Source organism: Paenisporosarcina sp. OV554 (assembly GCF_003058165.1).
GTDB lineage: Bacteria > Bacillota > Bacilli > Bacillales_A > Planococcaceae > Paenisporosarcina.
In genome coordinates this window covers 1-23,012 of record NZ_QBUC01000016.1, presented here as the reverse complement: position 1 = coordinate 23,012, position 23,012 = coordinate 1, and the positions used below count along the sequence as shown (strand labels likewise).

18 protein-coding genes are annotated in these 23,012 nt (G+C 37.2%); 11 read left to right on the top strand and 7 right to left on the bottom strand.

What is annotated here, in order from left to right; all coding sequences use genetic code 11:
* Positions 1-222 precede the first annotated feature (222 nt).
* From C8K15_RS13515 to C8K15_RS13470, 8 genes are all read left to right on the top strand, one after another.
* Complete coding sequence (locus tag C8K15_RS13515; RefSeq protein WP_108586926.1) at positions 223-1,041, top strand: CPBP family intramembrane glutamic endopeptidase; 819 nt, start codon at positions 223-225, stop codon at positions 1,039-1,041.
* A gap of 193 nt (positions 1,042-1,234) precedes the next feature.
* Positions 1,235-1,714, top strand: coding sequence for a hypothetical protein (locus C8K15_RS13510; RefSeq protein WP_233260491.1), 480 nt, complete (start codon positions 1,235-1,237; stop codon positions 1,712-1,714).
* Between the two features lie 60 nt (positions 1,715-1,774).
* Complete coding sequence (locus C8K15_RS13505) at positions 1,775-2,281, top strand: transcription elongation factor GreAB (RefSeq protein WP_108586925.1); 507 nt, start codon at positions 1,775-1,777, stop codon at positions 2,279-2,281.
* Between the two features lie 865 nt (positions 2,282-3,146).
* Positions 3,147-4,655: an FTR1 family iron permease gene (locus tag C8K15_RS13495; protein WP_108586923.1), complete on the top strand. Its 1,509-nt coding sequence runs from the start codon at positions 3,147-3,149 to the stop codon at positions 4,653-4,655.
* The gene (locus C8K15_RS13490; RefSeq protein ID WP_108586922.1) at positions 4,645-5,064 is read left to right on the top strand and encodes a hypothetical protein; all 420 of its coding nucleotides are present in this window, start codon (positions 4,645-4,647) and stop codon (positions 5,062-5,064) included. The genes C8K15_RS13495 and C8K15_RS13490 overlap by 11 nt, the downstream gene beginning before the upstream one ends.
* 1,198 nt (positions 5,065-6,262) lie before the next feature.
* Positions 6,263-7,507 (top strand): helix-turn-helix domain-containing protein, encoded by a 1,245-nt coding sequence (locus tag C8K15_RS13480; RefSeq protein WP_108586921.1) that lies wholly within the window; start codon positions 6,263-6,265, stop codon positions 7,505-7,507.
* A gap of 598 nt (positions 7,508-8,105) precedes the next feature.
* Complete coding sequence (locus C8K15_RS13475; protein ID WP_108586920.1) at positions 8,106-11,846, top strand: S8 family peptidase; 3,741 nt, start codon at positions 8,106-8,108, stop codon at positions 11,844-11,846.
* Positions 11,847-12,450: 604 nt separating this feature from the next.
* The gene (locus C8K15_RS13470) at positions 12,451-12,693 is read left to right on the top strand and encodes a BsuPI-related putative proteinase inhibitor (RefSeq protein ID WP_158268317.1); all 243 of its coding nucleotides are present in this window, start codon (positions 12,451-12,453) and stop codon (positions 12,691-12,693) included.
* A gap of 515 nt (positions 12,694-13,208) precedes the next feature.
* Here the strand turns inward: C8K15_RS13470 and C8K15_RS13465 are convergent.
* From C8K15_RS13465 to C8K15_RS13435, 7 genes are all read right to left on the bottom strand, one after another.
* Entirely contained in the window at positions 13,209-14,201 is a 993-nt protein-coding gene (locus C8K15_RS13465) for a winged-helix domain-containing protein (RefSeq protein WP_146173658.1), read from the bottom strand.
* A gap of 11 nt (positions 14,202-14,212) precedes the next feature.
* On the bottom strand, positions 14,213-15,196 hold the full coding sequence (locus C8K15_RS13460; RefSeq protein WP_108586917.1) for an ABC transporter ATP-binding protein: 984 nt from the start codon (positions 15,194-15,196) through the stop codon (positions 14,213-14,215).
* Positions 15,177-16,175 (bottom strand): ABC transporter ATP-binding protein, encoded by a 999-nt coding sequence (locus C8K15_RS13455; protein ID WP_108586916.1) that lies wholly within the window; start codon positions 16,173-16,175, stop codon positions 15,177-15,179. Before C8K15_RS13455 ends, C8K15_RS13460 begins: the two co-directional genes overlap by 20 nt.
* Positions 16,176-16,197: 22 nt before the next feature.
* Positions 16,198-17,067 (bottom strand): ABC transporter permease subunit, encoded by an 870-nt coding sequence (locus C8K15_RS13450; protein WP_108586979.1) that lies wholly within the window; start codon positions 17,065-17,067, stop codon positions 16,198-16,200.
* Between the two features lie 49 nt (positions 17,068-17,116).
* The gene (gsiC, locus tag C8K15_RS13445) at positions 17,117-18,037 is read right to left on the bottom strand and encodes a glutathione ABC transporter permease GsiC (protein ID WP_108586915.1); all 921 of its coding nucleotides are present in this window, start codon (positions 18,035-18,037) and stop codon (positions 17,117-17,119) included.
* 69 nt (positions 18,038-18,106) lie between these two features.
* Positions 18,107-19,690, bottom strand: a complete 1,584-nt coding sequence (locus tag C8K15_RS13440) for a glutathione ABC transporter substrate-binding protein (RefSeq protein WP_233260490.1) — start codon at positions 19,688-19,690, stop codon at positions 18,107-18,109.
* Positions 19,691-19,733: 43 nt separating this feature from the next.
* The gene (locus tag C8K15_RS13435) at positions 19,734-20,744 is read right to left on the bottom strand and encodes an asparaginase (RefSeq protein ID WP_108586914.1); all 1,011 of its coding nucleotides are present in this window, start codon (positions 20,742-20,744) and stop codon (positions 19,734-19,736) included.
* 369 nt (positions 20,745-21,113) lie between these two features.
* On the opposite strand from C8K15_RS13435, the gene C8K15_RS13430 reads away from it, so the two are divergent.
* The 3 genes from C8K15_RS13430 to C8K15_RS13420 form a co-directional block, all read left to right on the top strand.
* Positions 21,114-22,340 carry an MFS transporter gene (locus tag C8K15_RS13430; RefSeq protein ID WP_233260489.1) on the top strand — a complete coding sequence of 409 codons (1,227 nt, stop codon included), beginning with the start codon at positions 21,114-21,116 and terminating at the stop codon, positions 22,338-22,340.
* A gap of 134 nt (positions 22,341-22,474) precedes the next feature.
* Positions 22,475-22,792, top strand: a complete 318-nt coding sequence (locus C8K15_RS13425) for a helix-turn-helix domain-containing protein (protein ID WP_108586912.1) — start codon at positions 22,475-22,477, stop codon at positions 22,790-22,792.
* On the top strand, positions 22,777-23,012 hold a 236-nt coding region (locus tag C8K15_RS13420), incomplete at its 3' end, for a helix-turn-helix domain-containing protein (RefSeq protein ID WP_146173657.1). The genes C8K15_RS13425 and C8K15_RS13420, both read left to right, overlap by 16 nt.

Below are 23,012 nucleotides of genomic sequence, written 5' to 3'. Positions count from 1 at the left end.
ATAGGCTGAGACAAATTAAAACACCTTTACGTTGAAATTCGGGTATATACTACCTAAATCCAACTTGGAGGTGTTTTTTCTATGGGTACAAGAGTCAGTTATCCGGTAGAAGTAAAAGAAGAAGCAGTACGAAATGTTGCCCCAGCCCGAAGTTTTACATTAAAAAGTTGAAACCAATTCCTCCCATTTTCGTATTGTTATTTATAGATAGGGGTGGAGAAAATGTTTGAAGAGATGAAGACGAGGTATTTTATTGGTTTGTTATTATTATGGTTTGTTGCATTTGGTATTGTGGCAATCTTTTTTCCTTACACTGACGATTTTGCAGAAACAGGAATAACCCTGATTTTGTATGTGGTGGTCCCTGTTACTTTCTTTAGATATTATTTCCGCAAACACGGAGTTGCTGTTCGAGATGTTGTTTTCAGGAAAGGTTCAGGCAGCTGGCTTCCATCTTTAATTGGGATTATGGTAATTTCTATCGCATTTTCACTTAGTGTGTTTTGGCTCCAATTATACGCATTGATGCCCATTTCCCCTGGACTTGTCGACTTTTTCTTAGAGCCATTTCCTATGCCTGAAAGTCCTGTTTATTTAAGTATTACGATTATCAGTATTGCACTTATTGGCCCCATTGCAGAAGAATTCATTTTTCGAGGTATGTTGTTGCATCGCATGATGAAGAAAACTTCCATGTGGGGCGGGATACTTATTTCCAGTATTCTTTTTGGGGTTTTACACGCAGATATCATTGGGGCTAGCATTTTCGGTATTATCACTTCACTGTTGTACCTGAAAACCGGCAATTTATTGATCCCGATTTTGTTGCATGTCTTCAATAATTCAATTGCCATCATTTTAACTTTCGTCGCACCCTCATGGCCTGGTTGGGCAATTGGTGAAAAATCCGATATTTATACTTACATCCTTCCGAACTCAATCGTATTAGCGATTAGTTCTATATTAATGATTTTGGTAATTGCGCGCTTAGCTAAAGGGTTGCATCGTAAAAGTGAAGAGGAAATGAACGAGCCAGTGTGATCGGTGAAAATAAAAGGATAGTCCGAAATTACAAAAGGTTGTATATAGCCATTGGTTTTTTCATATTGGTCATGATAGCAAACCTTCCTTTTCCACATGAAGTTCCTTTTTCTGCAGGTAATCTTTGGATCATGAACATTCCCATAAATAATGCAGATGGGTTCAATCTTTAGGGCTATTTTTAATTGTGATTTTGTCTATTGGCATCTATTTACTGGCTACTTCATTAGAAAAGTATCGTGTTCGATTGGTGTTTCTCGCACTGGTTCTATACGGTTTATTGCCTCAATACATGGTTAATTTATATCAAAATACGTTTGCCTCTGGAATTTATGCGATTGATTATAATCTTGATTCAAGCGAATGCAACTTTGAGCCGTTGGATGACAAAAGAATAAACGTTATTTGTGATTTGCCACTGGAAAACTTAAGTGATGACGAAGTGGAATTTGATGTTCGCTTTTTTAACGAATCCCTTTTGGGAGATCAAAGTAAACTGGTTCCATTAATGAATGAAGATGGACCATACGAGGTTTCACTTCAAGGACATGAAACGAAAATGGTCCGAATCCAAACTGAACTTGATATATCTCGGTTGTATTCATATTCAGGCGGGAGTTCATCAGGAGTACACATTGAAATATTACAAGGAAATAAAATGAGACGATTATAACACTAGAATTGTTAATGTTTTAGAGTAGCGCAGTGAAGGGTTGTTATTTCATATGAAGAAATGGTTATTGCTATTGCTTATGTTTGTATTGGTTGTACTGAGAAGCTTCCTGTATTTGAGGAATACACCGGACGAACTTTAGATATTGCAGTCATCGGTGCAGCACCAGACATCGGAGAAACGAATGTAACGTTTGAAGAATTTTCGATGAACGATTTATTATTTATGGACTTTAGCGAATATGATGCAGTTTTTATTATGAAAGAACATTTAGAAGAAGCGAGCGCAGCGGAATATGCAGAGGTTTACACCAGTTCCAAGATTCCATTTTTCTTTATTGAATCGACGAAAGGCTCTTTCCCATTCTCGGATGCTGAGGCACTCTACAGCAATTCACATGAAAGAGGTGGTGGTACTGATTTTGCGGCTGGTTATATGACATCGAGTGATTCCCAAATAGAAGGCACGACATATGGGTTTGGCTTATACAATGACATCAAAAATGATGAGACCGTAAAAGGAACGTATTCAATCATCTTTAATAAAATTCAAGAAATTGTGAAATGATTTTGTTCTCATGTACATTTTCTACGTACACAACTTTTTATTCTTATAAAGGTCGGTGAAGATGATGAATTTCCGGAGGGTTTTATTCGCAGTTATACTAGCATGGATTATTAGTGGACTCACTTATTTACAGTTAGATTTCTTCCAATATAAGTTCTTTACTGAAGGCCAGTTTATTTTGACTTCCCTCTTTAAATTTATTTTGGATGTTCTATTGTTTGTTATCATATACGGGACTATATATTTCTCAATTCCCCGTATCAAACAATGGAGAATGCGTGCAAAGTACGAAGCAGCTCAAAAAGAGCGGGCGAAGGAAAAATGATTGGAAGTCCTTATAGGAGATGAATGAACATTAAATTAATGCGGATCCTTAATAAACACATCATTGTCATGAAATAGCCCCATTCAAGCTTTTTATCAAACTAGTCGTTTGCTTTTCTTCAGCGTAATGATTGTAATACTTACATTTGTGCTCCTAGCGTCTACAACTGCCATAGTCGGTAGTTTTACAAAAACAAAATTGCACTCGAAAATGGTGTGTTCTCCCCTGTTAGTTTGCCACCTTTGTATAATAGTGATGATCTATTTACGTTTTCGACCTTACTTCATCGTTTTGTGAATATTAAGCTAGCACGGTTTCTATATTTAAAACTTCTGTTTATCAATATCCACTTCACTTTCTCCGATGTAGCAATCCTTGTTCTTCCCCTTTTCTATGGACCTTTTCCATTATTTCCCGATTGACAAGACATTTAATAAACCTTATAATTCGAAAGAATCTAATTGATAATGATTTTCATTATCGGAATAATCTTATAACTTTCAGTTAATTAAAATATTTAAATAAAGGGGGGCCAAAATAATGCGCCACATGAATTTTGCTTTAGTAATCGCCCTCATCGGGATTTTAATTTTTCCGGTGACAAGCTTTGCTGCTAGTCCGGAAGAAGACTTGAATCAAGCAAACGTTCAAATTGATGAAGTGATTAAATTAGTTCAAATGGGTGAAACGAAAGCTGCTTCTGAACAATTTAAAGAATACACATCAAATTGGATTTCCTTTGAATCAGGGATTAAAGAAAAATCTGAACAGGCCTACCATGATATAGAAGATAACATGGGACAAGTACAGTTCGCCTTAGCACAAGATCCAGTTAACTCTGAGAGTGTTCAAAAATCACTTCAACAATTGAAACAAACGAATACAAAATTTATTGAAGGTCAATTCTCACAAACATCAGTTGCGGATCAAGATGCTTCAAAAAATAATGGCGATGTTGCCAAACTGATTATGTTATTAAATCGATCTTTAGACAAAATTGATAACCAAGATATTGACGGTGCTAAATTAGATATAGAGGAATTCAGAAAATCTTGGTTGGACGTTGAAGGTGTAGTGCTTACTCAGTCTGCAACGGTCTACAAAAATGCAGAAAGTGACATGGTAACCTCATATTCCATGCTTTCAGCTAATCCGCCCGATGTAAAAGGGGCAAAAAAAACCATTGAAGAAATGAGAGATTATTTATCTCCACTTGTTTCAAAAACTAGCTACACGATGTTAGATGCGACAACCATCCTGTTACGCGAAGGGCTAGAAGCTCTTTTAGTTGTTGTAGCACTTATGGGCTTTTTAAAGAAATCCGGTCATTCGGACAAGAATAAATGGATTTGGGTAGGTGTTGGTTCTGGTATTGGTATCAGTCTAGTCCTTGGCGTTTTGGTCAACGTACTATTCTCAGCTGGTACATTTGGTCACAACAACTTCCTGATAGCTGGATGGACAGGTGTTTTTGCTGCTGTCATGCTCAGCTACATGAGCTATTGGCTACATAGTAAATCGAGTATTTTAGAATGGAATCGCTATATCCAGAAGAAAAGCACGAAGGCACTCGATACTGGAAGTTTATTTTCGATTGCGATTTTAGCTTTTCTTGCTGTATTCCGTGAAGGAACTGAGACCGTCTTATTCTATATCGGAATGGCATCTTCTATTGACTTAGGTTCTTTATTAGGTGGCATAGCGATTGGTCTAACCATATTATTGATTACGTCGTATTTAATCTTAAAAGTAGGCTTAAAAATTCCGATGCGTCCATTTTTCATGGTGTCTAGTATATTAATGTTCTACTTGTGCTTTAAGTTTACGGGTATGGGGATTCATGGTTTACAATTAGCCGGGTTTATTCCAGCTACACAAGCTCCAATTCCAACCAATGACTTTTTTGCAATCTATTCAACTTGGGAGAGCTTTATCCCTCAAATGATTTTATTAGTCGTTGCAATTTTCGTAGCCTTTTTGGGTAAAATAAAACAAAATATAATTCAATCAAGAATGAAAAAACAGGAGGAACTTAATAATGCAATCTAAAAAATACGTATTCCCTATAATAATCGCAGCATCAATGGCTTTATCGGCTTGTGGAACAAAGGACGAGAAAACAACAACGGGTGATAACACCCAAAAAGAAGAAACGACTTCACAAACATCGATTGCAGATGGGGCAAAAGAAATGAAAGCTGAAGTTGCCGATTTAAAAGTGCAATTAGAAGCAAATGACACTAAGAAAGCTGAAGCAAATGGCGAAAACTTAGAAGAAATTTGGGAGAGTTTTGAAGATGAAGTAAAAGATAAAGACGCGGACCTTTATGAACAAGTTGAAACACCCCTTCACTTGATTGAAGCAGGAGTAAAAGTTGATCCTCTTGATGTAGACACTTTAAATAAAGCTGCAGACGATTTAGATAGTGTCCTTTCTGATGTTGAAAAAATAAAATAAAACAACATGACTTCCAATTTACTTTATGTAAATTGGAAGTTTTTTCATGTAAAAACCTCTGCATACTGAGGTTTCAAAGGAACCATTCCTGGTTGAAATTCACCTAAACTGTGGAATCTAACAAATGTTAAAAATCGTTTCCGAAATTTCGTGTCACAAAGGACTTGTTTTCTTTTGCCATAAGTATATATTTCAAAGCATATCACCAAGTTATGAATTAACGTGGAGAATAATATGCGCCCATATAATGAAAAAATTAGTATTTACAATGGCATGGCTTCGACTATTGCCATGAACTTTTCAAATAATTTCTTTCCTATTTTTGCGATTACCATATTAAGTGCCAGCAATTATCAGGTGGGATTATTAGCTCCCTTCCTTCATTAATGGCCTTACTTATGACGATTCCAGCTGCCATCATGCTGAATCGCGCAGCTGAACACAAGAAGCTCGTGGCGACGTCTATTTTGTTGGCTCGCGTCATGTTCCTGCCTATCGTCGCGCTTGTTTATTTACCTTCAGAATCCATGCAAGCTTGGGCTATAATAAGTTGATCTTGGAATGTTTAATATGCGGCAGATTTTTGTGACGGTCATTGTTTTCTTCAGTTCTTTAAAGGCTTGTAACGCTATTCTTGGTACCACTTCCTCTCCAACTCTTTGTACTTTTTAAAACCTCAATGTGTTGTTTCAAATAGTGATTCTCCGCCTTAAGCTTCTCCAATTCATCGACGTGTTCTGGCCCTTTACCAAAGCTTCTTCTTTTACTTCAACCGAATAACTGACTCTTGTATCCATAGAAAAAACACCTCCAAGTTGGATTTAGGTAGTATATACCCGAATTTCAACGTAAAGGTGTTTTAATTTGTCTCAGCCTATGGGGTCAGTCCCAATTCTTGAGTAGGTTTTGTTAAGAAATATTACGAAAAGATTATTAAAGAAGTTCGTGAAATTATGCATGAAAACTTGAACGTTTATAAAATAAATATATAGGTTTTCGATCGTTAAAACTGCTTAATGTTAGCAATTTATAATAGTTCGTTTAAGTTACTTTTCCGAACATCGCATTGGGTTATATTTAAATTAAAAAGTTAGAAGAGTAATTTTCATTCTCATCAGACCTCTTTCCTCCCTTCTTCATAGACTAAAGAGATATACTTCCCTATAATAAATAGAAAATCGTTTATCTGGGGTGTATTATGATTGAAGGAAAATTAATAAAATTCTATCGCGAAGAGTCAGGGCTAACTCAAGGACTACTTGCTCAAGGAATTTGTTCCGTCACACATCTTAGCAAAATAGAACGCGGGATTACGGAGTTTTCCCATGAAATTACGGATTTACTTGCAAAAAAACTTGGGATAACAATGAATATTGAACGCTCTCGCTATTTTTTCCTACAAAAAAAACTGTTCAAATGGAATAACGCATTGATTATGATAGACTCAAAAGAAATCTATCAACTTAAAGAAGAAATAGAAACCGAATCTTTAAGATTTCTAGCTGACTTTAAAAATCAATACTATCTAATATTGGCAAGGTATTATTTATTTGTAAATGAAAAACCTAAAGCAAAAAAAATTATAGAAACGATGAGGAATCAGTACAGTGACCTTGATTCTGATGAACAAAATTTCTTAAACCACGTAGACGGAATCTACATGTTTCTGACAGGTAATTTCAAGTCTTGCATTGAAACATTAAAAAAAATTGATAACAATTATTCAAACTTAGAATACTATTATCATTTGGCAATAGCCTACCATTCAATTCAATCAACAATCTTTTCCTATTTTTATGGACAAAAGGCTTTACAATTTTTCAAAAGCACATTAAATATCTTAAGAATTATTGATACAGAAACCCTACTTTTAGTCCAGCTTAATTCCAAGGAACCTTATGATATGGATGAAACCAAACAACAATACGAAAAGTTGCTGAAAGTCTGTGAATCAGTCAACTGTATTGATAGAGCGTCTAAAATCTATCACAATTTAGCATTTGAATATTATAGAAGAAAACGATACTCAGAGGCTAAACAATCGTATGAAAAAGCATTAGAACTAATAACTGAAAAGACACCTCATTATCTAACATCACTTAATGGGTATATTTCAGCCTGCTATAAAGGGAGGCTCCTTCCCGAAGAAGAGCTTATCGATCTTTCAAAAAAAGGATTAAAATTAACAAAACAAAATCAAGATCCTAGACAAATGGATTTTGAAATCCAACTTCATACTATCTATCAAAATGAAAAGGAGCTATATGAGTATATTGAGAAAACAGCCATTCCCATTCTCATCGCCAACGGAGATCAGTTTGTAAAACAACATTATGAAAAAAAACTGTTTTTGTATTATGTTAAATCGAACCAGAAAGAAAAAGCCTTTCAACTAGCATCTGATAAAATGACAAGTGAAAAAAGTTATTATCATTTTGAATGAAGATATTAAAATGAACTACAGATAGAAAGTTCGGTACCCAATCCATACATAGAATAGTTAAACACCACGTTCCGCGGATTCACAGTCCACTAAAACTAAAGCCGATTACTCCTACGCTATGGAGTAATCGGCTTTTTATCTAGAAATCTACTTAGCGTATGTTTCATCATTTTGTTGGTAGGCCACTTTGACCGAAATGATTTTAATGGTTTAAGAAAATAATATAGTCAAAAGGTCCTGCAAAAAAAACCATCGACATCCTTTTATAGTAGCTGGGGTATAAACGTCAACCTTTTTTAAAAAATAAAAGCTGTTTTATAAAATAATTAGTTCTAAAACCCCCTTAAATAACCCCCATCGACTCCTTAAATCAAGAGGTATACAATTCTATTAAATTCAGTGCCTACTAAATATCATCTGATCCTTCAGCTAGAACAACATACTCCTGTTCAGAATCTTTAATTGGCCAAAGGAGGTTTTTTCTTTCCACATACTAGCAAACTATTAACTCCCGTATTTGTTTTAACAGTGAGTTCCCTACATCAAGACAGATCTTACTAGATGCATTTATTTTATAATTAGCTTTTTAGGAGGAAATATGTTGAAAAAAATGAACATGAAGACGGTAATAGCAACCTCTTTATCTACGGTTATGCTTGCCTCAACCTTTTATAACGTTAAAGCATTTGATAAAACATCGCTTGAAAAGACACTTGAAACCCCATCTTTTGTAAACAATATCAATGGCGCAGATGAAAAAAAGATCACGCTTATTACAGGTGATGTCGTGACCATTAAAAAGATTGAAGGCGGTAAAAGCGTAATTAACGTGGAACCTGTTGATCGGAATGGTGCAGGTGCTCAGATTCTAAATATTGGTGAAAATACGTATGTTATTCCAGGGTCAGCTATGCCTTACCTCGCAGCTGATAAGTTAGATAAGGATTTGTTTAATGTAACGGAATTGATCGAAAATGGCTATGATGACAAAACGCTTTCGTCTCTACCCGTTATCGTAGAATATACAGAAAAAAAAGGCAAAGCCGTTCAAGTAAAAGCTGAACCAAAAGGAGCTAAAATAGTTCGCGTGTTAGAGAGTATTAACGCTGTTGCCCTCTCTGCTACCAAAAATGAAGCGGATACGTTCTGGGAAGATATCACACCTGAGGGTGAATCAACGTCAAAAGCGAAATCAAACACGGCTTTATTTGAGCAGGGCATTGAAAAAATCTGGCTGGATGGCAAAGTGGAAGCCACATTAGACAAAAGCGTACCTCAGATCGGTGCCCCAACTGCATGGGATTCTGGTTTTACAGGTAAGGGGGTTAAGGTAGCGGTACTTGATACAGGAATCGATCCTAATCATCCCGATCTTGCAAATCAAATAGACGAGGCAAAAAGCTTTGTACCTGGAGAAACGGCTGATGATGCTCATGGACACGGCACACACGTTGCTTCAACGGTACTGGGAACAGGTGCAGCATCTGGAGGGAAGAACAAAGGGGTTGCTCCTGAAGCACGTTTGCTTGTAGGTAAAGTGTTAAACAATCAAGGAAGCGGTTTGGATTCTTGGATTATTGACGGTATGGAATGGGCTGCAGACAACGCCAAGATTGTAAGCATGAGTTTGGGGAGCAGCGAGCCAAGTGACGGAACAGACCCGATGGCTCAAGCCGTAAATAGACTAAGTGAAGAAACAGGTGCACTATTTGTCATTGCTGCCGGAAACGCAGGTTATGAAGGAGCCATCGGTTCACCAGGAACTGCAGATGCAGCTTTAACGATTGGTGCTGTGGATAAGTCAGACAACATTGCTTATTTCACTTCCAAAGGTCCTCGTTATGGAGACATGGGATTGAAACCTGACCTATCTGCACCGGGTGTTGACATCGTTGCAGCTCGATCTGGTCTTTCATCAGGAAGCGGATCTTACAGAAGCATGAGTGGTACATCCATGGCAACTCCACATGTGGCGGGTGCTGCTGCAATCCTTCTGCAGAAGAACCCTGAGTGGAATGGAACTCAACTAAAAGAAGCGTTGATGAGTACGTCTAAAAAGTTAGATTACTCGCCTTATCATATCGGATCGGGCCGATTGGATGTACCAGCAGCTGCATTCAGCTCAGTGAGAGCAACAGGTTCCCTTTCATTTGGATTTTTCAAATGGCCAAATGATAATGCTCAGCCTGTACAGAAAACGGTCACGTATACAAATGACAGTGACTCCGCTGTAAACTTAGATTTGCATGCTGACTTTAAGAATACAAAAGGTGATGCTGCAACAAATGGTTTGTTAACGGTTTCTGAGAGCCAGATTACCATTCCGGCTAATGGAACAAAAGACGTAAAGGTCACTTTGAATCCACAACTTGGAGAGTTAGGCACTCGTTATGAAGGACATCTAACTGCAACAGATGCCGATGGCAAACAAGTGGCTCATACTTCAATGGGTATGGTAAAGGAAGAGGAAAAGTATCCGTTAACGTTTAACGCTACAGACCGTAACGGGAACCCTACCCTTACGTATGTTGGACTCGTTAACAAAAACATGGATCCTGAATTTATTGCTGTAAACGGAACAACAGAAGTTCGTTTACCCACTGGAACCTATTCAGCTATGTCTATGATGGATGTGGATACTGAAACAGATCATCGTGGAATAGCATTAGTGGGTAATCCTGAAATTAAACTAGACGGTCCTCAAACCGTGGAACTTGATGCTCGAAAAGCAAAAGAAATTTCAGTTGAAGTGCCAAAAAATACAGAACCAAGCTATCAGCGCATGGAATACTACCGTTCCCTTGATGGCAAAACAATGAATCATATTTATTTAATGCCTGTGTGGATCGATAAAATGTATGCTGTCCCAACAAAGGAAGTTAAGACAGGAGACTTCGAATTTTTGACTCGCTGGCGTTTAATAAAACCTTACCTTGAGATCAATTTTAAAGGAAAAGTGTTGGATGATATTCCATTGGCTGGAAGTACACTTCTTGATGGAAAATATAACTTATCAACCGTTTATGCAGGAAAAGGAACACCAGTTGACTATGAGCGTCTGAAAGCAAAAGGCAAAGCGGTTGTCGTCGATCGCAACACGGAAGTTACGCCTTCTGAGCAGGCCGTTGCGGCACATGCAGCGGGTGCAAAGCTGTTGATCATCGTAAACAATGAAGATAAGGAATTCGGTGTGTTTGCAGGAAATCCGGATTATACAGATATTCCTCTTGCCGTTGCTGGAATCAGTAAAAGTGAAGGCGATAAAGTGATTACAGCAGCACGTTCCGGTGACCTGAAATTGTTTGTTGAAGGTGAAGTAAATACACCTTATGTCTATGATCTAATGGATGTGCATCAAGACCAGATTCCAAAGAATTTAAAATATGCACCATCTAACAATGAATTAGTCAAGATTGATACGCGTTACAAATCAGACCGTGAAGCACCTGGCGGAGAGTTCCGTTATGATCTGCGTCCGTACACAAGAGGAGCTGTTGGATTTTTATACAAATTACAATTGCCATCTGTTCGAACAGAGTGGGTTTCAGCAGTGAAAGATACACTCTGGTATCACCATGCAGAAGTATTAGATAGTCCTTGGGAAGTTCGCCAGCCTGCTGTTACGTATGAAAAAGGTCAAAAGCTTCAAGAAGACTGGTTCTCACCAGTAGCTCGTCCTCGTTTGGGAGTTGGTTATTGGACACCTAACCGCCAAGGGAACTATTTACAATTTAATATTCCTGCTTGGGCAGATTCAGGAAATGGTACTACAGGCGGTGACGGTTATAATGAATCCGTGAAAAATCAAACAATTAAATTGTTCCAGGGAGATACCCTTCTTAGAGAAGGAAAAGGACAGGCTTTATATTTATTTAATCCAGTCCCAGAAGAAAAAACACAATACCGGTTAGTAAGTGATGCAAAGCGTGATCCGAATCGCTGGACAACATCTTTAAGTACTCATACGGAATGGACGTTCTGGTCTGGAAAAGATGAGGATTACCACACGTTGCTTCCGTTCTATTCTCTTGACTACAAAGTTGAAACAGATATGAACGGCAATGCATTAGCTGCACCATCCACTGCAATCGAACTTTCTGTTGCAAAACTTGATGATGTAGCGGGTTACGGTAAATTAGAGGGAGCTACATTAGAGGTTTCCTTTAATGAAGGAGAGTCATGGAAGAAAGTAAAACTTGAGCGTACAGCGGATGATCGTTGGACAGCTAAGATTAACAATCCTAAGACAAACAAATATGTTTCCCTCCGTGCAACCGCTTGGGATGACCAAGGAATCAAAATTTCTCAGGAAGTTATTAAGGCTTATGGTTTGAGATAACATCAATTAGATTAATAGCATACCCCTCACTAGCTGAGGGGTATGCTATTTTTAGTGATATTTACTAGTGCTTTAAAAAGTCTATTTAGCTATATCTGCAAATTCTATGGAAGTCTCATAATAAATTTGAACATTTTTAATAATTGTACAAAATCATCAATCTCTATTTTTAGTAATGTACTATCATTTTGATTTTTCAACTGATAGAGATAAGCCATGTCACATTCATTCGGTTTTACTTCCCAATTTGATACATATAAAGCAATTAGGTTTTAGGACTGTCGTTATACTTTGTCAACAAGTTCGGGAGCTCCCAAATCACTCTGCTTTCTACAATCATATTCAAATAAGGCTGATAACGATGGAGATTTGTCCTCCTATTGGGGTGACGATACAACCTCTTCGTCAAATGCAATGAGAATGGAGATAGGTGTTTCATCTCTACATGCAGGAACTGGAATAAACTCTGTCGGTTGGTATTATTAAGCTACGGATAGTGCCATTAGAGAAAACCAAATGGAGGAATGGGTTCAAAACATCGGATTTATTGCTTGGGGTGCAAATTTAAGTTTCATTATTTATGACGAAAGAGGTGTCAGGAAACTTGGAAAATAAAGAAATTAAGTTGTCTGTTGATACTTGGAAAAATTCAGAAAGCGTGAAGTTTATCATTACGTTACTAAATAATACTGATTCTGAAAAGACTTTTATCTTTAAAACCGGTCAAAAATACGATATTCATGTGCTTAATCCAGAGGGAAAAGAAGTGTATCGATACTCTAAAGGCGGATTTTTCACACAAGCTATTGAATATGTGAATTTAACCTCCAGGAAAATCTGGAAATGAGAAGGAACTTGGGACTATAAATGTGATGGAAAACGTGTAGAGCCTGGTGAGTATATCGTGTTGGTAAACTTAGTTGGAAAAGCGGAAGGTGTAAAAACACTTATAGCAAAGGATATGTTTACCGTCTCTTATCAGGTTGCGGGAAATCTACGACACTTCGAATGATTTCGGGGGCGGCATTGCCTCTATATTTAATACAGCTTAAAATAGCTTACTCTTTCTTGTGATTCTTCAAGTGGTTGAGGGAGACGATAAATGCCTCGAGCATTGTAAACAACTCTTCATCAACCTTTCCGCCTTGAGCATCATTTTGAAAATTCTTTAGTACCTCTTTATCTCCTTCACTTTTCACTATGCATCAATATAAACATTATTAGTCCTTCTTACTTCATCTACACCTATTACTGTTGTTTGCCAACACGCAAAAAAGCTGCAATCAAAAGTAGTTTTGAAACAACCTATGAAAACAGCCTTATTTAAATATGCCAGAATAAAGTTTCATCTACCCCAACCTCCTACTTATCGCGCACTACTTCCCTATTTTCCAGGAATTTTTCTCCAAAAGTGGTGATGGTTGTACCACCTCTACCTTGACGAGCAATAAGCAGTCCTAATTTTTGTAGTGCTTCTACGCGAATACGTACTTGTTGTTCGGATAAGTGAAACCCACTAGATTCTAACATCAATTTAAGTTTCATTCTTCCAAAAGATTGGAATTTCTTTTTTCTTTCTTCATACAGTTCAAGAATTTTTAAACTTTCTTCTATAAATCCATGTTCTTCTATTTTCCTTATGATGTATTCGTTTCTTTCTTCTGATAATAAATTGAGGGGCCTTTCAAGTGGATTTTTATTCGTGTTATGCAAATCTATTTGTCCATTTTTGATACTAGTATTCTCTTCCGGATTTTTCACAAATTCTTTTGCCAAAGAAACTTGGGATTTCATAAAACGGTTCATTAAATGTTGTTGATCATAGTTTTCATCTAATAATTTTGTTAATTTCAAAAAAGTGTGATAATCCAATATCCGTGGACCTATGTCTATAACATTTGTAAAATGATTTGGCACTAACTGCATTTCACCAGGGGTTACAATAAGGTCTATGGATGCAGGTATTGAATTAACTCCATCATCCACGAAATAGTCATGTTCAAAATAGATATTTTCAAGAGAAAATGCAGTTTCTTTTGCATGTTCTAGCGTATCATTGACTACTAAGACTTTTTGTCGACTCGGAAGACGGATTAATTCTTTTGTATTAACAATATTGATTTCCCGTTTAGCAATAATGATGGGGCATAATAACGGAATAAAAGGGCGTGTTATCCCTTTCAAAATTTCTTTGGATAAAATAACGATATCGTCAGCAGATATAATATTCATGTCTAAATTTTTTATCGTTAATGACGAAACCTCTATACTGTCACCTAAGACTTCGATTAGCTGTTTTGAGATGATATTTAAATATTCTTCTTGAATAGATATGACATGAACTTTTCTTTTCAACACTTAAAACCTCATTTTGTTACACTTAATTCTTCTGCGAAATGACAAGCGACATAGTGTTCCGGTTTTATTTCTCTGAATTCCGGTACGATTTCTTTACATACTTGTTGAGCAAAAGGACATCGTGTATGGAATGTGCACCCCGTTGGTGGATTTGCCGGGCTTGGGATATCTCCCTTTAAGATGATTCTATCTCTTTTAATGGTAGGATCTGCAATAGGTACTGCACTAAGTAAAGCTTTTGTATAAGGATGAAACGGATTTGCAAATAGACTATCCCTACTTGCTAATTCTACTAATCTCCCTAAATACATAACACCCACTCTGTCAGAGATATGTTCCACTACACTTAAATCATGTGCAATAAAAATATACGTCAAATTAAATTCATCTTGCAAGTCTTTAAGTAAATTTAGGATTTGTGATTGAATAGATACATCTAAAGCAGATACCGGTTCGTCGGCAATAATAAGTTTAGGATTCACAGCGAGTGCCCGTGCAATACCGATTCGTTGCCGCTGTCCTCCACTAAACTCATGTGGGTAACGATCAGCATGGTATCTATTTAGACCAACAATTTCTAATAACTCATTAACTCTCTCCGTTCGTTTCTTCTTCTCAACGTTATGAACAATAAGAGGTTCTTCAATAATATCCCTTATTTTCAGTCTAGGATTTAAAGAGGCATAAGGATCTTGGAACACCATTTGAAATTCTCTTCGCAAAGGTCGAATTTCATCATCATTCAGATTAGTTATATCATTCCCTTCAAAAAACACTTTACCTTCAGTTGCGTCTAAGAGCTTCATCAAGACTCTACCAGTTGTAGATTTTCCACATCCACTTTCACCTACTAAGCTTAGTGTCTCACCTTTCTGTACTTGAAATGAGACACCATCGACCGCCTTTACATATTCTTGTTGTCTACTAAATAGTTTCTTTTTGAGTGGGAAATATTTCTTTATGTTTTGCACTTCAAGTAGAGATGGATTCATGTAAAACAACCTCCTCGTGTAACCAACATCTAGATGAATGGTTTTTACTAACCGCGATAAAGTCGGGCTCTTTTTCCCAGCAAATATTCATCGCGAATTCACATCGTGGTGCGAATTTACAACCTTGTGGCATCCTTGTTGGAATTGGGACATTCCCAGGGATAGATTGTAATCTTTCTACTCGCTCACCAAGTTTTGGCGTGGAACCCAACAATCCTTTCGTATACGGATGTTTGGGATTTGCAAACAAAGTAAAGACATCTGTTTCTTCAACAGCTCTGCCCGCATACATGACCACAACTCTGTCACACATCTCTGCTACAACACCTAAGTCATGTGTGATTAACAATATTGAAGTTTCTGCTGTTTCTTGTAGGTTTCTCATTAAATCTAAAATTTGCGCTTGGATCGTCACATCGAGGGCTGTTGTCGGTTCATCAGCAATCAATAGTTTAGGGTTACATGCCATTGCCATCGCAATCATCACCCTTTGGCGCATACCACCTGAAAGTTGATGTGGATATTCATCAACAATTTTTTCAGCTCTAGAAATCCCAACTAAACTTAGCATTTTAATCGCGTGCCTTCTTGCTTGTTTTTTATCTAATTTCAAATGGAGAATTATCGATTCTTCCAGTTGTTTTCCGATTTTATAAACCGGATTTAAGGACGTCATTGGTTCTTGGAAAATCATCGCGATATCATTTCCACGAATTTTTCTCATTTGGTTTTCACTTAATGTTGCTATGTTTTTGCCTTCGTACATGATTTCTCCGCCAGCTATTCTCCCGGGAGTGTCTTTTAGTAATTTCATAATAGAAAGTGAAGTTACACTTTTACCGCTTCCGGACTCACCAACAATCCCTAGTGTTTCTCCTTTTTTAATCTTAAATGACACACCATCAACAGCTTTGACTTCACCAGAGTCACTACTAAAATATGTTTTTAAATCATTTACTTTGAGTAAGTATTCTTCCATTGTTTTCTCCTTTCTGTAAAATTTATTCTTCAATCTTTGGATCTAACGCGTCACGTAATCCATCACCTAATAAATTAAATGCGAGTACTGTAACAAAAATTGCCATTCCGGGGAAAAAAGTAACATGAGGTGCCGTATTTAAATAATCCCTACCCCCACTCAACATTGCTCCCCATTCAGGTGACGGTGGCTGAGCTCCTAATCCTAGGAAACTAAGGCTTGCTGCAGTTAAAATGGCCGTTCCAATCCTCATCGTGAAGTACACAATAATACTAGAAACCGTTCCAGGGAAAATATGCTTCCAAATGATTCGTTTATGTTTGGCGCCTACAGACTTCGTCGCTTCTACATATAAAGTTGATTTAACAGACAGTGTAGAACTCCTCACAATTCGAGCAAATATAGGTATGCTAAATATAGCAACTGCAATAACTACATTTCCTAATCCTGGTCCTAGAATAGCAATGATTCCAATAGCTAATAAGATACCTGGAAACGCTAGTAAAACATCGCAAATTCTCATAATAACTCGGTCTACCCATTTACCATAGTAACCGCTGATGATTCCTAGTATTGTTCCTCCCACTGCTCCAAGTAACACAGAGACCAGTCCGACAAATAAGGATATTTGTGTACCTGCAATAATTCGACTGAAAATATCTCTTCCATAAGCATCAGTCCCAGCCCAGTGTTTTACGCTTGGACCAGATAGAATGTTTTTGTAATCCGGCTCCGTCGTTCCGTAAGGGACAATATATGGTCCAATAATTGATAACACTATTAAAAACAAAATAAAGAAAAAGGAGAAAAGTGCTAATTTCTGCTTTTTAAATTTTCTCCAAAATTCAGAAATAGGAGATTTCACTTTTATTATTTCTAACGATAGATTCATATATTCTTCTCTTTTATTCAAATGAAGTTCTTTCATGCATATCCCCCCCTTACTCATATCGTATTTGAGGATTTAATATTCCGTATAACAAATCCACTACTAAATTAATTAGGATGAATTCTACTGCAAATAAAAGCATTTCCGTTTGTATTATTGGGTAATCCCGATAAGAAACAGAGTCGATGAGTAGCTTTCCTAAACCAGGCCAACTAAAAACTGTCTCGATGACAACAGAACCACCCAGCAGAAATCCAAATTGAAGACCCGTCATAGTTACGACAGGAATCATGGCATTTCGTAATCCATGCCCCCATACAATTTTCCTTTCAGTTAACCCTTTAGACCGACCAGTTCGTATGTAATCTTCTTTTAAAACATCCATCAAAGAGGATCTAGTAAAACGTGCAATGACCGCGGCTACACCTGTTCCTAACGTAAAAGCTGGTAATATGTAACTCTTCCAAGAATCTAAACCACCAGTTGGTAACCACCCTAATGTCACAGCAAAAAGTTGAATTAGCATTAATCCTAGCCAAAAAGAAGGCAGGGATAATCCTGATACCGCTCCAAACATCCCTAAATAATCTTGCCATTTATTACGTTTCGTAGCGGAAATTGCACCAATTAGTAAACCAACGATTACTGCCCATACCATACTCCAAAAAGTAAGCCAGAAAGTAGGCATGAAACGGCTGCCTATTTCTTCAATAACAGGTCGTTTTGTTTTTAGTGAAGTTCCAAAATCACCTTGCAATAAGTTCCCCATATAGGTGAAATATTGTATATGTAATGGTTTATCTAGCCCTAATTCTTTTCGAACTACTTCCACATCTTCAATTGTCGCATCTGTGCCGGCTACTAATCTCGCCGGATCACCCGGAATTAAATGTACAAATAAAAAAATGAGTATTGTCACCAAAAATAATATAGGAATTATTTCTAACAATCGTTTAGCAACAAAACGAAACATTTTGCTTTCCTCCTATCGATGAAAAAGTAGGCACTATAATCGATATATAGCGCCAGAGTGAACTTGTAATTATTCGATTTCTAATTCGTCAATATTTAAAGAGCCATCAGGTAACAAGGAAATTCCTTTTAAGTAATTTTTCTTTCCTGCCATCGTATTATCGACAGATAAAAATACCCAAGGAGCTTCATTCCACAACAAAGCTTGCGCATCTTTGTATGCAGCCGCACGTTTATCTACATCGGCAGTTTGTAAAGCAGATTCAATTAATGCATTTGCTTCTGTATTTTCATAATAGGAAATATTATACGATTTAGGTGGGAATGCTTCTTTACCACCAAGAAGTGGTCGAATACCCCAGTCTGCATCACCAGTAGATGGAGACCAACCTCCGTAATACAATTCGATTTCTGCATCTTTTGGATCTGTGACGCCCCAAATTTTATCTGACATTGTTCCAGCTTCCATTGGAACAACCTCTAACTCTACATTTATTTGAGCCAATTGTTGTTGTAAAAATTCCATGGCTTTTAGTGCACTTGAACTATTCGCACCCCAAATTTTCGCTTTAAACCCTTTTACGAATCCTGCTTCTTTTAATAAATCTTTTGCCTTTTCAATGTTGAAATCATATGTTTCCTGTTTAGAATAAAACTGTGTATTTGGTGCAATGATTGAATCCAACTCTTTTCCATGACCATTCAACACTACTTTATTAAATGCTTCTTTATCAATTGCATAGTTCAAAGCTTGTCTAACTTTTATATCATTATAAGGCTCTTTTAATGTATTCATTGCCATATAACGTACGACAATAGAAGGTTTACTCTCTACTTCTATTCCACCTTGGCCAGTTATACTATCCGCTTGTTCAGTCGGTACTGGATAAATGAAATCCGCTTCTCCTGCTTGCAACATAGCAATTCGTGAACCATTTTCCGAAACCGGTTTAAATGTAATCTTGTCCACTTTTGGATATCCTTCTTTCCAGTAGCTTTCATTCTTCGTGACTTCTAATCCTTCGCCCGGTTTCCACTCTATAAACTTAAATGGACCTGTACCTACAGGATTTCTTGCAACTTCTTTTCCAAGTTCTTCTAACGCTTTAGGGCTATGCATCATTGCTGCCGGGTGAGCAAAAGTATTAATCATCGCTCCAAAAGGTTCTGATAAAATAACTTTCAGATTATATTCATCTACTACTATTGTTTCTTTAACGATAGAATACAAACTATGTCTTTTTAACCCACTGTTAGGATCAGCTAATCGATCAATATTCACTTTTACAGCTTCTGCATTAAATGGGGTTCCATCATGGAACGTTACATTTTGACGAAGTTTAAATGTGAATTCTGTAGCTTCATCATTCGCAGCATATTCTTCAGCGAGCACAGGAATTACTTTCATATCTTTATCAAAACCTACTAAACCTTCTAGCATTGTCTTTTGAGCAGAGTATGATAATGTGTCATTCGTATCATGTGGGTCCATACTCGTAAAGTTATCAGCTACTGCAATAACAAGGTCTTTTCCTTCTTTAACAGCCTTTTCAGTCTCCTCTGCACCTTCGTTTCCTGAGTCTTCCGAACAAGCTGATAAAACCAACGCCAACATTAATACAAGAACAAAAATGAAACTATAAATCTTCTTCAATAGATACTCCCCCTTTGTTTACATTGTTTTTATAGAGAATGCATTAAGCATGTTCTAACGTAAAGTCTGGTCGTAATTCCCCAATTACTTCTTTTCTTGCATTTTTCATTTTCGGATAATGATATGAGCTTAATTGTTCCTTTTGTATCTCACTCAAAAAACCAAGTTGGCTTAACACATCGACAGCAACTGTAGATGTTGCTCTTCCGTTTCCATCCTCAATTTTAATCGCAATCCCGATTCCCGTTTCTTTATCGCCAATGCAATAAACACCCTCTGCTCCGGCTTTCCCGAACATTCGGCCACCTAAAATTCGCATGAAATCTGTACAAAAGCGATCGGTACCCCCAACCATTTCTGGTGCAGTGACCATCGCGGTCGTTATCTTGTTAATGGCTTCTTGACGTTTAATAGGTAACAATCGGGGATCCGCCATTTTTGCAAAACCCAAAGCTAAATTTGTTAACGGTATACCATGCACTGGTACACCACAGCCATCAATCCCTATTTTTATTTCATTTTTGGGAACTTCGGTTAAATCACTAATTGCTTCAAGAATTCGTTTTTGAACGGGATGGTCAAGTTTATAATAATCATTTGTCGACTCATTCATATGTTTTGCTGTTGCGAGCATACCGCTGTGTTTTCCTGAACAGTTATTATATACAGGGGTAACTTGCCCTCCCGTTTTTATTAGTGTTTCATAGGTTTCTTCCCATCTCGGATTATGCGTTCCACATTGTAGATCAGAAATCGCTAAATCCGCTCTTCCCAAAATAGATTGCACCCTTACTGTGTGTTGATCTTCACCATTATGAGATGCACATGTTAAAGATAGATCTGCATTGTCAAAATTAAAATATTCTGCTGCCCCTGTTTCCACAATCGGTATAGCTTGGAGAGGTTTCATTGAAGACCTTGCGTAAATTACTTCTTCTTGGTTTCCTACCGAATAAAGCAATTCTCCATTAGCATTTACTACCGCAATATGACCTCTATGTAAACTTTCAACCAATTCACCTCTAAATACTTTAACTAAAACTTCTGTTGACATCATGACACCTCTAATTTTATTTTTTTAATATTCAATAATATTAAAACACATTTAAACTTATTGCAACCTATTTTATATAATAGTATTCTTTATAACCAGAAAAATTAAACCCTATTTAAACCTATTAATCTCATATTAATTGGATAAGAAATCTACTTGATGTGGGGACAGTATATAATGACCGTTCTTCTTTTGCCCACCAATTCCTATATAGACAGGTGGCACATTCGTTATTTTTAAATGCTTTATGCATTTTTTTCGGAAAGATTAATTTTCGAGTAGTTACAATAAAATTTCGTGTCCCAAAGGACTTGTTTTCTTTTACCATAAGTATATAATTCAAAGCGTACCACCAAATTATGAATTAACATGGAGAATAATATGCGCCCATATAATGAAAAAATTAGTATTTACAATGGCATGGCTTCGACTATTGCCTTAAACTTTTCAAATAATTTCTTTCCTATTTTTGCGATTACCATATTAAGTGCCAGCAATTATCAGGTGGGATTAATTAGCTCCCTTCCTCCTTTAATGGCGTTACTAATGACAATTCCAGCTGCCATCATGCTGAATCGAGCAGCTGAACACAAGAAGCTCGTGGCGACGTCTATTTTGTTGGCTCGCGTCATGTTCCTGCCTATAGTCGCACTTGTTTATTTACCTTCAGAATCTATGCAAGCTTGGGTTTTTCTGGTAATAGTCGCTCTGATGAGTGTACCCAATACCGTAGCGAACATTGGTTGGCAAACCCTCATCAGTGGAATGATTAGTGAATCTAGGCGTGGAGCATTTTTTAGTGACCGTAATCGCTTTTTAACAATGGTCGGGTTGGTTTCCACATTAATCATCGGGATTGTGATGAAGGATGCATCCGACAATGTCACCGCTTATCAAATATTATTTGCAATTGCATTTGGCTTTGGCCTTTTAGAAGTTTATTTATTGATGAAGCATGACGAAACCCCTGCTCATGCCGAGGGACCTGTTGTGAAGAAGAAATTAATGGAATGGTCAATTTTCAAACATTCCGGCTATGTATCCTTTCTAATAGCTGCACTATTTTTCAATTTCGCTTGGCAAATGGCTTGGGGAATTTTTAATATTTACCATATACGAGTTGCTGGAGCGACGGTATTTTGGATTAGCATGTTTTCTGTGGGGAATATGTTAATGCAAATATTAACGTTCCCTCTTTGGAAAAAATGGGCTGAGCAAAGATCTAATGTTCGCGTCTTTGTTTGGGCTGCCATCGGTATGGCAAGCACTCCTTTTTTAACCGTCTTGTCGACGAACTTTTATTATTTAACATTCGTGCAAACGATATCCGGCTTTTTCTTATCAGGTGTCGTGTTACTTTCATTCAATTTATTACTTGAACAATCACCTGAAGCATCTCGAACTTACTGCATTACCACTTACAATGTCCTACTAGCGTTTATGGCTTTCCTGGCACCACAAATCGGTATTTGGTTGTTGAATTTATGGGGCGTTGAAATGGCTATGTATATTAGCTCCGGCTTGCGTTTACTCAGTGCTGCTGTATTTTTCGCAGTATATTTGCGGTATGGCAGAGTGCCAAAAGCTTCGTTATAACCTTGATACGATATGCTCAATGAAAAAACCGCCTCGACAATGGGACTGACCCCATAGGCTGAGACAAATAAAAACACCTTTACGTTGAAATTCGGGTATATACTACCTAAATCTAACTTGGAGGTGTTTTTTCTATGGGTACAAGAGTCAGTTATCCAGTTGAAGTAAAAGAAGAAGCAGTACGATTGAGAATGGCCGGAGTCCCAGTGGCTGAAGTGATGGACCGTCTCGGCATAAAAAATAAAACACAATTAAAAACGTGGATGAAATGGTATCGAAACGGTGAAATCCACCGGTTTCAACAACCCGTTGGAAAACAATATACCTTCGGTAAAGGTCCAGAATACGTCGATGGAGTGGAAAAGCTTAAGGCGGAAAATCACTATTTGAAACAACACATTGAGGTTTTAAAAAAGTACAAAGAGTTGGAGAGGAAGTGGTACCAAGAATAGCGTTACAAGCCTTTAATGAACTGAAGAAAACATTGACCGTCACAAAGATCTGTCGCTTGTTAAACATTCCTAGATCAACCTATTATAGATGGCGAGAACAATATCCGAATGAGAGGAAGAAAACTGATTTAGAAAACAAAATTGGTTTACTATGCAAGAAACATCAATATACGTATGGTTACCGTATGATTACGGGGATTTTGCGAAAAGAGATGATCGT

Coding starts and splice junctions, on each gene's coding strand:
- C8K15_RS13515 (WP_108586926.1), top strand. CDS start 223: ATGTTTGAAGAGATGAAGACGAGGTATTTTATTGGTTTGTTATTATTA.
- C8K15_RS13505 (WP_108586925.1), top strand. CDS start 1,775: ATGGTTATTGCTATTGCTTATGTTTGTATTGGTTGTACTGAGAAGCTT.
- C8K15_RS13495 (WP_108586923.1), top strand. CDS start 3,147: ATGCGCCACATGAATTTTGCTTTAGTAATCGCCCTCATCGGGATTTTA.
- C8K15_RS13490 (WP_108586922.1), top strand. CDS start 4,645: ATGCAATCTAAAAAATACGTATTCCCTATAATAATCGCAGCATCAATG.
- C8K15_RS13480 (WP_108586921.1), top strand. CDS start 6,263: ATGATTGAAGGAAAATTAATAAAATTCTATCGCGAAGAGTCAGGGCTA.
- C8K15_RS13475 (WP_108586920.1), top strand. CDS start 8,106: ATGTTGAAAAAAATGAACATGAAGACGGTAATAGCAACCTCTTTATCT.
- C8K15_RS13460 (WP_108586917.1), bottom strand. CDS start 15,196: ATGAATCCATCTCTACTTGAAGTGCAAAACATAAAGAAATATTTCCCA.
- C8K15_RS13455 (WP_108586916.1), bottom strand. CDS start 16,175: ATGGAAGAATACTTACTCAAAGTAAATGATTTAAAAACATATTTTAGT.
- C8K15_RS13450 (WP_108586979.1), bottom strand. CDS start 17,067: ATGAATCTATCGTTAGAAATAATAAAAGTGAAATCTCCTATTTCTGAA.
- gsiC (WP_108586915.1), bottom strand. CDS start 18,037: ATGTTTCGTTTTGTTGCTAAACGATTGTTAGAAATAATTCCTATATTA.
- C8K15_RS13435 (WP_108586914.1), bottom strand. CDS start 20,744: ATGTCAACAGAAGTTTTAGTTAAAGTATTTAGAGGTGAATTGGTTGAA.
- C8K15_RS13430 (WP_233260489.1), top strand. CDS start 21,114: ATGGAGAATAATATGCGCCCATATAATGAAAAAATTAGTATTTACAAT.
- C8K15_RS13425 (WP_108586912.1), top strand. CDS start 22,475: ATGGGTACAAGAGTCAGTTATCCAGTTGAAGTAAAAGAAGAAGCAGTA.